Here is a 10,902-nt window from a genome sequence, read left to right as displayed (position 1 = left end):
GGCTTTTAATTATTTTTAATGTTTTTAAATGCTTTTAGATATCCTGAAAGCATTTATTTAAAAGCTTTACAGGTTCTATTAAACTAGGTTTGTCGACCCTTAAAACTAGGTTTGTCGACCCTTAAAACTAGGTTTGTCGACCCTTAAAACTAGGTTTGTCGACCTTAAAACTAGGTTTGTCGACCTTTTACTTCTTTAATATTAAGTTTGCTCTTAAAACAATCACTAAGCTAAGGTTTATTAGCCTAAAAGCCTTTAAAGGTGGTGAAATTATATTAGTCTTAAAGGGTATTAAAACTAGGTTTATCGACCTAGCAAAAAGAGAATTGCCAAAACAATTTGAATAGTCTATCTTACGACCTAGTTGTTAAGATAATAAATAGAGAAATGTCAAAATTAATTGTTAAAGACAATGCTTTAGTTCAAGCAAGTTATACACTTGATACGGTAGAACAACGCTTAATTTTACTTGCGATAGCAGAAGCCAGAGAAACTGGACATGGGATTACAGAAAATAGCCTCCTTGAAGTTCATGCAAGTAGTTATATAAATACTTTTAATGTTGAAAAACATACTGCTTATAAAGTTCTGAGAGATGCATCTAAAAGCTTATTTGACCGTTATGTCACTTATCATGACATTAGCCCTAAAACGGGGAAAGACCGCAGTTTTCACTGTCGTTGGGTAGATAAAATTGGTTATGAACCAAATTCAGGGATTGTTTTTTTACGCTTCACTCAAGACATAGTTCCTCTTATTACTCGCTTAGAAGAAAACTTTACTAAGTATGAATTACAGCAAGTCGCTAAATTAACCAGTACTTATGCAATTCGTTTGTATGAATTGTTAATTCAATGGAGATCCGCAGGAAAGACTCCTGTTTTTGATTTACAAACATTTAGACAGCAACTAGGCGTTGAAGTTAATCAGTATAAGACTATGAGTAACTTCAAAAGTTATGTTCTAGATTTTGCTATTAAACAAGTTAATGAGCTAACAGATATAACTGCTAAATACGAACAACATAAAACAGGTCGAATCATTTCAGGATTTTCTTTTAAACTAACCCAGAAAAAAACTAAAACACAAAATACAAAGGTTGATTTCCCTAAATTAACTGATGCACAACGTCACTTGTTTGCTAACAAACTATCAGAACTCCCAGAAGTAAGTAGCAACTATTCTCAAGGAACTGAAAGCTATCCTGAATTTGCTGTAAGGCTTGCTGAGATGCTCAAAGATTCAGAAAAAGTAAAGGAATTTATTCCTTTCCTTGAAAAAGTCGGGTTTAAAGCTGCCTAAATTATAGACTTGATCATTTGTCTATTAGACAGTCTAATAGACAATCAATTTTGACAAGTTTAGGCATAGGTTTACAGCATGAAAACCCTTACAGTTCTTGAACTTTCCAAGCTCTACAACATCAATAGACAAACGATTTATAACAACATAAAGAAAGGAATTTTAAGTAAAAATTCTGAGAATAAGATTGATCTAGCGGAAGCAATTCGTGTTTTTGGGGAACCCGTCAAAAAACAGGATGTAAAAGAACCTGTAAAAATAGACAGTCCAAATTCGGCAGAAGTTTTACTGCTTAGACAACAAATAGACATGCTGAAAAATCAGCTTGATGATGCCAAAGACCGGGAATCTTTTTATCAAAACCAAATTGAAACGATGCAACGCCTATTGGAAGCCCCAAAAGCCAATATGACTACGTTTTCCGATCAAAAAATTGAGCCTGAAACAGCAACAGATCCGCAGTTAGAACCTGAACAAAAATATGACAGATTGACTACTCCGGAGCAGACGGAAAATAAGCGGATTCCAGTGCCGGAGCAGGTAGAGCCGGAACAGCCAAAAAGAGGGTGGTTAAGCCGATTTTTTCTGCCGAATGGCTAAGGGTACTATTCAACTGAGCTAATCAAAGTTGTGAAACATTGGTCAAAGAATAGACGTGGAACGTGAAAAATCATAAAAAAAGCCCGAACAGGGATGCTCGGGCTATAAACTTGGATCTAGGCTTTTGAATTATAACACAATTTAAATTGCATTTCGTATAAGGTGTATTATGTTAATTTTAGAAAAAATACAAAATCCATATAAGTTAAATATATACATCTGTATTTCTATAACAGTGGTCCAATTTTGTTGCAAGTTTCTAATATTTTTCTTAATTTTTCTTTATTGTTTAAAAAAGAGCTATCAGAAATTACTACTGTTCTTGTGTCCGAAATTGATTGATTGAGTTTACTCTCCATACTTTTTAATACTGGAATCAATATTGGTAAATCTAACTCCATACGTTCTCGTGCAGCAGTAATATTGGCTAGTCCGTGATATGTATGTCTGAATAAGTCTTTCTTCATCTCAACTAAGTCATCATCTCCAACAAGCTCACTGTAATCTCCAGCCATAATTCGCTCACATGTTTTCATGAGTCTTTCAACTACTTCTGATATCACATCTTCAGTAGATTCTGACTTTCCAAATTGACTTTCATCTAAAAGGAAATCTGGTATTACTTGCTTCATTACACTTTGAGTGACTCGTTTAAATAAGTAAGGAGCACATACATCAACACTAATTTGATGGATTTTCCTAGTTCTTAACAAGTTACAAGTAACTTCAGAAAATATTAAATTACGTATTTCTGTATTTATAAAATCTAATAACTTACGATTAAGGGTCATTTGTAGATTCACTACAATATTTAAAATTTCCTGATATTCTTCATTTTTTAAACTTTTAAAAAATTCAACACTGTACCCATAGAAATCGACGAAACCAAAACCAACTCGATGATCAGGATTTGTTTGGCTTATTCTTGCTTGAATAGACTTCAAATCTTCATCTGTAAGTAACTTTAATCCATAGTCATCGAAAGCCTTCCTTATAATTTGATCAGCATCATCTATAGAAACTACAGTTTTAACATTAAAGAAATTTTTTAAAATTGTAGATTCAGCATAGATCCTATTTGTTAAATCAGTGCCATTAACTGCATCGACTTTGATGCTAGTAAGTATTTTTTTTACCTCTTCTAATGGAGGAGAGAATCTCTCCTTTCGAAAAGACTCATATTCTTCTACTATCTCACTAATATACTTAGCAATATTCCCGTTATTAATATCATCAAGAATACTAAGACTATAATTATGAATTAGATCATTTGCAGGTTCAGTAAAATCATTCGATACGTAAATCAAATACTTGAAATTATTAAGATTAGGAAGAATTGAAGAGTCCTTACTAGCATATAGTGCAAACTTAATCAGCTCTTTTAATAACTGAGGTTTGGTTAGCCTTCCCGTATATTTTTTACACTGAATTAATCCAGAAACACCATCTTTTCCATAAAGTACACAGTCTCGTCCTCTCTCTCCAACCCCCTGCATTAGTACAATATCTGTAAGGCCTTGATGTTTTTTTTTCTTAATTTCTTCCTTAACTAGTGAATAGCAGAGTATTTCAAACTCGCGATCTCCAAGATTATTAAATGGTAAAATTGCAAAGGAAGAGTCTAATACGATAGGTCTATAACCAGACTGTATTTCTTCCTGAGTTTGTTGATCAGAAACTTTATGCATAATATTTAAACACTTATATTCAGAAAAATTTTATGTATATAACTAGGGCTTGTCCTCATTTGAGGAAATAGCTTAAAAATGAGTATGTTTATGCCTAAATTTGATTATTTAGTAAATAATATGATTGTTTATTGACTAAAATAAGAGCTAATTTGCCTCATAAAATGAAATGAGGACACGCCCTAGTAAAGTAATAAAAACTTAGAAGTAATATTTAAAAACATTTTAATATGTCCTATTTAATTTTTTAAACAGAAATTTTCCACCAGTTTCTCTTATCCATTTAACATAATGGCTGTTATACGAAATAAAAAAAACTAGGCACTGGCCTAGGTCTTAATTTTAAAAAAATACATAAAAATTAAGTTTTTAGACTCGATTTTTTAACTTCGTATAACGTGTATTATGTTAATTTTAGGAAATCTTTAAAGTATTTAAATAAAAGATATGAACGTGATCTCAGCAATATTATTAAATGAACACCCTGTCAAAGGATGTATTCAGGATGGAAATGGAAACACTAAACCATTTCCTATTTTTGCTATTGATGGACTTCCATTAAATATATGGATAAGTAAAAACACTAGTTTTAAGGATGCAAATTCTTCCGTTCCAGCACATGGTTGGCTATATGACTTTGAAAATAGCGTTCCTTTGAGTAATGCATGGAAACTATTAAAACCTGAAACTTCTGAATATGGTGCAGTATCCACTGTCATACCAATTTTAATTTGTTCTGATGATTTAGATCTTGTCTGTAATGTAATTATGATTGAACAGATGGTGACTGAATCAGAAGTTCAATGGATTCGATTTGGGGTAGCATGGAACAATATGCATGACCTTGTAACATCAGTAGTTTGGGAACAACCTTTTTCATCTCCTGTTTTAACATTTAAATTAAGTGATTTTGAAGAAGCATACAATAATTTGAAAAGCTTAGATAAAGCTTGGAATGAGGGTATTTAACTTAATGGCTGTTATACGAAATGGAAAAAACTAGAATGAAGTCTAGGTTTTAAATTTTAAAAAACACATAAAAATTAAGGCTATAGTCTCAATTCTTCAACTTCGTATAACATGTATTATGTTAATTTTAGGAAAACTTAATCAGCCTCTTTATTTAATTTTTCATTTATTTGCTGTAGTGTCTTACTGACTTCTAGGATATCGTTACGGATATCTGCGTCTAAAGAACTTTGAACATTTTTAAAACTATTTTTTTCATTTTCTATTCTAGTGAAAATAGTATTCAAGCACTTATTCAATATTTTATAAGTATTTTTTAATTCTCCTTTATATAAGAAGCTAAATTGATCGATCTTCTCACCTAAGTCTCGATCTACTTTCAACATCCCTAGCTCAACAACAACACTTTTGAGGAGTTTCTTCTGTTCTTCTAAAGATACTAATGAATCTACTTCACTTTGTTTAACATTAACCAATGTTAAAAAGTCTTTAAAAAGGTTTTTAAACTGTATAAGTTGATTACACAGATTTCTCGCATTGAAAAATTTATCTTGTTTCTTCCATCCATCAAGTGATTGAATTACGAAGAATAGACTGATCATTGCTAAAGAAATTGCTAAATAATCTGCTAAAGGTAATAAATCAAGACAATATACATTCTGGCATAGACTACTTATCCAACCATTTGATATACCTACCATAAAATAATAATATCCAATGATTGCTGTTAACATCAAAGCAAGAACTTTAAGCATAATTTTCATGGTTGATATAAATCCTAATTTTTCTTTAACTTTTTCATGACCGGCTTTGTCTGACATCGTATTAAATTAACAACATTTGGGGTATAAAATGATTTTTTTAAAGAAAATATGCTTTTACTTCTTTCTACTAACTAGCGTGAATTGTCTAGCTGATATATCAGATCCATATCCAAATCCGCACTTAACAGATTCAACTTTAGCTACAACTTTTGCTTCTAAATTAAGGAATGAAAAAATTATTCCCATGGAAAAATTAATTAGAGGTGAGTGTAATCAGTTTAAGGAATATACCTACTTGTCTATACAAAATTGGCGTGAGTTCAATAATCAGAATAAATCATATGATGAAGCTAGTACCTACTCCCATCAATTAGTTAGTCAATTTCCATATCAACAATCTATACAGTACACATTCCCTTTGGGGAGGGAAGCATACGCTGCTATTGAAAACCACATAAAGATAGCAATGTCTCAAAAAAGGAATCAGTTTGAATTATTAAAAGAAATTGATGACTTCTGTCTACGTGTAAACAATACTAAGTACTACAATATTTTATCTTCACCTAAATATTTATTAGGAAATAAATCACCTTTTGCATCTAAAGAAAAAGTAGTGAATTATTTCAATCCAGAAAAATCAATGATTAAAAGTTTAGAAAATACCGTATCTAAAGAAGATAAAATCACTCCTAAAAATATCGGGAATTCAATAAATTTCACAAAAAAAGACTTAGATATAGCATGTTCATTAATTGATGATGATATTAGAAGAAGTTTCATAACAAGCGATATTACATGGATTGACTATAAAAATGAGTCTCGAAAAATTCAAAATGATTTTATAGGCTTTATGAGCAATGGTGGAAGAAATAAAAATTTTGCACAGATAGCAATAGCTGTCAAAAAATTGAGTATGACACACCCAGAGTACACATTTTTATATAAAGAAAACCTTCATGAAGACTATAAAGCAAATGTATTAAATCAACAGCAGAAACAGTATTTGGAAAAATTACCACAGAAATTCGGCTATTAATTTTGAAATAATGTCTGTAATACCAAATAAAAAAGCCTAACATCCGTTAGGCTTTTTTTATTTGGTATACGATTTTTTACGCAAATGCCAATAAATCATCATACGGTGTAATACTCTGCTCGATCGTTTTACCAGCTTTTTCATAAGCAATTTTTAAGTCATATTGATGTTGTAAATTAAGCCAACTTTCAGCATCTCCACCAAAAAAGCGTGCTAAACGTAAAGCTGTATCAGCAGTAATACCTCGACGTTCTAAAACAATATCGTTAATACGAGTTGCAGTTACACCTAACTTTTTAGCTAGAGCAGTAGAACTCAAATTTAGTGGGAGCATATACTCTTCTTTAAGAATTTCACCGGGGTGAACAGCTCTCATACCATTATGATGGATCATACATATACCTCTCAAAATTAATGGTAATCGACTATCTCAACCTCACTGGGTCCATTATCGGTCCAAACAAAACAGATTCGCCATTGATCATTAATACGAATGCTATGTTGCCCTAAACGATCACGTTCTAATTTTTCCAATCGATTACCAGGAGGAGATCTCAAAAACTCTAAAGTTACTGCTGCATCTAGCATCGTCAATTTTCGGGTAGCAACGTTCAAAATAGCTGAAAATTTAGAACTCTTGCCTGTTTCAAATAATTGACGCGTATATTCGCATTTAAAACTTTTTATCAATTGAGATATCCTTCATAAAATATATTGTATATCGATACACATTATACCACAAGTAAACTTTGCTGAGGCTTACAAGAAATAACAAGGCATTTAACATAAAATCTCTTATGCGAAGTTTGCAAACCGTTGTGAAGATCTGTATCAATATTATTGAGAGTAGCTATAACATAGGCATCTAAAAATGAGTTTTATTGAACAAATAGAAGAGTCTTCAGCTAAATTGGTAGTAACAGCTTTGACAGTAAATTTGATGATTTTATCTTGGATCTTGGACCGCTTTCTCGACACAAACTTAATTAAATTTGGTCTCAATCACCCCGAGGGTGATATTTTGATATTCACAATAATAGTACTCCTTATTCTTACATATATAATTTCTGGTAAATCTGGATTATTAATGAAGTTTTTTTCATTTTTTGACTAATTATAGTGATGCTTAATAAATAAAATGGGATAGTAATGAATTTTAGGCTAGACGCTAAAAAAAATAGAATCTAAAATTCATTACTAATCATCTAAAATTCATCACTAATCATCTAAAGTATTGATTTATAATTATTATCTTGCTTTTTTCTCAAAAATCTAAAATTCATTACTAATCGTCTAAATTATTGATTTATAATTATTATCTTGTTTTTATCGAAGCTAAAAAAATCTAGAAGTCGAATTATCTTTTACAATACAAGAGAAAGTTCTGCATTCAGCTTGGCAGTTGCAATATCAGGTTCTGTCACGTTAAGGAATTAAAGATCAAATAATTCGGTTAAGTCCCTATCAGAAGTATTTCCATGAAAAAATTCAGTACAAGTGAGCATCTCAAAAAAATGGATCGCAAGGATTGGGCAACAGCTCAATCGATTACGACCTTCGGCATGAGTCCCCAAGAAAAAAGGGCCCATAAAAAAAGATCCTGGGAACGCTTTGAACGGATCCAGTCTGGAGAAACTACACTGGAAGATGAAGAGGCTGTTCTGCTGATGCAATGGCGCGCCTTAAACAATCTGCCTAAAAACCAGAACTAAAATCATTATCCTGATCATGATTCCTTATTTTGTCAGGAGTTACTGCCTTGTCTCTCATTTGCAAAGGCACACGTTCGATGACCTGCCGCTGCATGAATGCCAATTCTTCATCAATAGAGGCTATCTGAATAACTGAATTCTTTAACCGTTGGCCCAGATCACTTAAGTATTCAAATTTCTCAAGTCGATCGAAGAATTCGGTATTCAAAAGATCGATATAAGCCTGTAAATCATGCTGAATCAACCTAAAAGGTTCGGTCGTTTGATGATCTTGCAATAAGGTTTGCTGCATTTTTTGTTGTAAAAACAATAATTTTTCTTGAGCATACCAACGCTGCCGTGTCCGTGGTGTTTCAGCTTGCGTGCTCAATTCTTCAATCTCTTGACGATTTTTTAATTCAGCCTCGTAAAATGGACGATACAACTCATAATGATTTTCAGCACGTAACCGGTTAATTTCAGCAGTCATTCTTTCCCGTTCGGCCACTAATTCCGGCTCTTTCTCACGCGCAAAACGGACCGCCTTATTCATCACAGGAACATCCTTCAGCTGTGTGCCATGCTTCTTGTTGTACTCCTTGTTGGATAAATAGCTGACCAAGCTAGGAACTTCCACCTGAATTCCCTTGATTTCCACCATCTTGGTCGGGGCATAACGCATGAGACTGTCATTAATCAGCTCTTCAGTCTTCTGCCGATACAGCTGTAACTGCGCCTTTCCCATACCTAACACATCAGCTGTCAGCTTCTGCGCCCCACCTTTCTGTGGATCCTTTGGGTTATAACGCTTAAAAAACTGTTCTGCGGTCCGGTCAATGCCATCAACATGTCGTTCACTATACATAAAATGCAAATGCGGTTGCTCTTGCCCACCCAACGATCCAACATGATTATGAATGGCACAGGTAAAGGGATAGCTATAGCGGTCTGCGAACTCAGCAATAAACGCCTCGGCCAATTCAATCCGCTGTGCCTGATTCAACTCTTTGGGCAAGGCCACCACCAAACTGGAACAGGTACGGCCATTACTACGTTCATAAATATCTGCAGCGTCCCAAAACTCAGCTGGCTTTCCTTCAGCAAAATTTGGCAGATTGCCGGATCTCACAAACTCGATCTGTTCTGAGGCACTTTCTTTATAATTTTTAAAGTGCGAAGTCCGGGTAATGTAGTGAAACCGGTTCTTGGCCGTGGCAGCATTTTTTACTTTCCCCGATCGGGTTTTCACGGCCTTTTTGCTTGTGTGTTCCAGGTTGCAATAGAACATAATCCCACCTTCAAATTCACGGAGCCTCGCAGAGCCTGCGGAGCACGAGGAGAAGTGTTTTTAATTCGATATAATTGCGTAGTAATTATATCGAATTAAAAACACGGAAACGAGCTTAAGAATTAAATAAAATGTTCCCACATTTTATTTAATTCTTCCCGTGCCGGCCTATGCTAAACTGAAAACACAAAAACCTCACCCATTTTATGCTGGAGAATGCGATGGCGGCCCGTGGAAGACCTACGAAAATACTCACCTCAAATGACCTCACGACATTGCAGCAATTTCTGGAGAAACTTCCCTTCCTCAAGAAAAAACAACAACAGGCTTTGACCCTACTTCAGCAATCCAATGGCAGATTCAATGACAAACAACTCAGCCTGTTCAAAACAGTCGACCGAGAGAAAAACCAGTTTCTAACAAGACAGGCACTCATTGAACAAATCAAACTGAAGGACAAAAACCAACAGCCCCTCTTGGCCAACGAAATTGAAATTCTGACCTTACTCAATCAAACAATGGATCAGGATAATTTTTTCCGCCTAGATCGCGCCCTAGAGTCTTATCAGAAAATTGAAAAAGCCGCCCTAGATAATCGAATCCGGCTGGAGAATGAACACAAACGTGAAATTTTGCAGAAAAGTCACAAGGAACTGACAGAAGCCCAGAAAAAACGCAATGCAGAAAACCAACTCAAATACGCGATAGGAGGTGTAGTTCAATCGCTTTATAAAGACCTGGATCTTCAGATCCAACACAGCGATATTCCCCTACTCAGAGATGCCCTCCTACAGAGCATTATTTGGGAAAGAGCCATTAAAGAAACCACAATCTATAAAGAGATCCAAAACAACACCGAAGACCTCAAGGAAGAAACAAAATTATTCCAGCGTATGATTGAAGATTTGCCAACCTATAACATCAATGGACAAAAACTTCACAAGGTACTCATCCAAAAGCACCGTAAAAAGCCATAAAATGCGATTACAGCCTGTTTTGGGCTCAATCCTATAAAATCCTACATAAAAAATGTAATCAGGGCTAAAAATGCGAAATAAGCCCTTTTACGCTTCACCCCTAAATGAATCCTTAATTTATAAATTAAGAAATGTCCTTAAAACTCAAATTAAATACCTAAAAGGTATCTATAGAGCGAGTGTCTACGAGCGAACCACTAAAATTCGCGCTTCGACTTTCTGAAAAACAGCTTTTTAGGCCGTAGAGCCTAATAAAGCGTAAATCACATGTAAAAATCAGATTCTAGATCGAGCGAAAGCGAGTAAAAAAGCTTTATGAGCGAAGCGAATTCATTCTTGCTTTTGATTTTTAGAATTCAAGAAAGAATTAACTAAAAAATTGCCCCAACGAATCGAGTGAAAGCGAGATTCAATAGAGTTTGAGCGTAGCGAAAACATAGGGCAATTTTTTCACTCCCTGGGCTTTTAATTATTTTTAATGTTTTTAAATGCTTTTAGATATCCTGAAAGCATTTATTTAAAAGCTTTACAGGTTCTATTAAACTAGGTTTGTCGACCCTTAAAACTAGGTTTGTCGACCCTTAAAA

11 protein-coding genes are annotated in these 10,902 nt (G+C 34.0%); 6 read left to right on the top strand and 5 right to left on the bottom strand.

The features are described 5' to 3' along the window. Positions 1–387: 387 nt before the first annotated feature. On the top strand, positions 388–1,302 hold the full coding sequence (repM, locus tag FTV17_RS14915; protein ID WP_180000635.1) for a replication initiation protein RepM: 915 nt from the start codon (positions 388–390) through the stop codon (positions 1,300–1,302). Between the two features lie 78 nt (positions 1,303–1,380). After that, positions 1,381–1,902 carry a plasmid replication DNA-binding protein gene (locus FTV17_RS14910; RefSeq protein ID WP_180000633.1) on the top strand — a complete coding sequence of 174 codons (522 nt, stop codon included), beginning with the start codon at positions 1,381–1,383 and terminating at the stop codon, positions 1,900–1,902. A gap of 227 nt (positions 1,903–2,129) precedes the next feature. Here FTV17_RS14910 and FTV17_RS14905 read toward each other — a convergent pair whose 3' ends face one another. Beyond that, on the bottom strand, positions 2,130–3,590 hold the full coding sequence (locus FTV17_RS14905; protein ID WP_180000631.1) for a hypothetical protein: 1,461 nt from the start codon (positions 3,588–3,590) through the stop codon (positions 2,130–2,132). Positions 3,591–4,037: 447 nt separating this feature from the next. Here FTV17_RS14905 and FTV17_RS14900 point away from each other — a divergent pair, with 447 nt between their 5' ends. Further along, positions 4,038–4,559 (top strand): hypothetical protein, encoded by a 522-nt coding sequence (locus FTV17_RS14900; protein WP_180000629.1) that lies wholly within the window; start codon positions 4,038–4,040, stop codon positions 4,557–4,559. A 137-nt stretch (positions 4,560–4,696) separates the two neighbouring features. On the opposite strand, the gene FTV17_RS14895 is transcribed toward FTV17_RS14900, so the two are convergent. Further along, the gene (locus tag FTV17_RS14895) at positions 4,697–5,380 is read right to left on the bottom strand and encodes a hypothetical protein (protein ID WP_257219971.1); all 684 of its coding nucleotides are present in this window, start codon (positions 5,378–5,380) and stop codon (positions 4,697–4,699) included. A gap of 31 nt (positions 5,381–5,411) precedes the next feature. Here FTV17_RS14895 and FTV17_RS14890 point away from each other — a divergent pair, with 31 nt between their 5' ends. Further along, positions 5,412–6,359: a hypothetical protein gene (locus FTV17_RS14890; protein WP_180000627.1), complete on the top strand. Its 948-nt coding sequence runs from the start codon at positions 5,412–5,414 to the stop codon at positions 6,357–6,359. Between the two features lie 76 nt (positions 6,360–6,435). Here FTV17_RS14890 and FTV17_RS14885 read toward each other — a convergent pair whose 3' ends face one another. Both FTV17_RS14885 and FTV17_RS14880 read right to left on the bottom strand, forming a co-directional pair. After that, positions 6,436–6,753 (bottom strand): HigA family addiction module antitoxin, encoded by a 318-nt coding sequence (locus FTV17_RS14885; RefSeq protein ID WP_180000625.1) that lies wholly within the window; start codon positions 6,751–6,753, stop codon positions 6,436–6,438. Between the two features lie 17 nt (positions 6,754–6,770). After that, positions 6,771–7,049 carry a type II toxin-antitoxin system RelE/ParE family toxin gene (locus FTV17_RS14880; RefSeq protein ID WP_180000623.1) on the bottom strand — a complete coding sequence of 93 codons (279 nt, stop codon included), beginning with the start codon at positions 7,047–7,049 and terminating at the stop codon, positions 6,771–6,773. 788 nt (positions 7,050–7,837) lie between these two features. On the opposite strand from FTV17_RS14880, the gene FTV17_RS14875 reads away from it, so the two are divergent. Beyond that, on the top strand, positions 7,838–8,071 hold the full coding sequence (locus FTV17_RS14875; RefSeq protein ID WP_257219970.1) for a hypothetical protein: 234 nt from the start codon (positions 7,838–7,840) through the stop codon (positions 8,069–8,071). Here FTV17_RS14875 and FTV17_RS14870 read toward each other — a convergent pair. Continuing rightward, positions 8,055–9,338 (bottom strand): MobA/MobL family protein, encoded by a 1,284-nt coding sequence (locus FTV17_RS14870; protein ID WP_180000621.1) that lies wholly within the window; start codon positions 9,336–9,338, stop codon positions 8,055–8,057. The two genes, FTV17_RS14875 and FTV17_RS14870, sit on opposite strands and share 17 nt — an antisense overlap. Before the next feature lie 221 nt (positions 9,339–9,559). Between FTV17_RS14870 and FTV17_RS14865 the strand changes: the two genes are divergently transcribed. Further along, positions 9,560–10,315 carry a hypothetical protein gene (locus FTV17_RS14865; protein WP_180000619.1) on the top strand — a complete coding sequence of 252 codons (756 nt, stop codon included), beginning with the start codon at positions 9,560–9,562 and terminating at the stop codon, positions 10,313–10,315. Positions 10,316–10,902 lie beyond the last annotated feature (587 nt).

It is taken from the genome of Acinetobacter sp. YH12239, assembly GCF_013417635.1.
Classification (GTDB): domain Bacteria; phylum Pseudomonadota; class Gammaproteobacteria; order Pseudomonadales; family Moraxellaceae; genus Acinetobacter.
The sequence above is the reverse complement of the archived record's forward strand: the minus strand, read 5'-3'. Positions and strand labels throughout refer to the sequence as shown.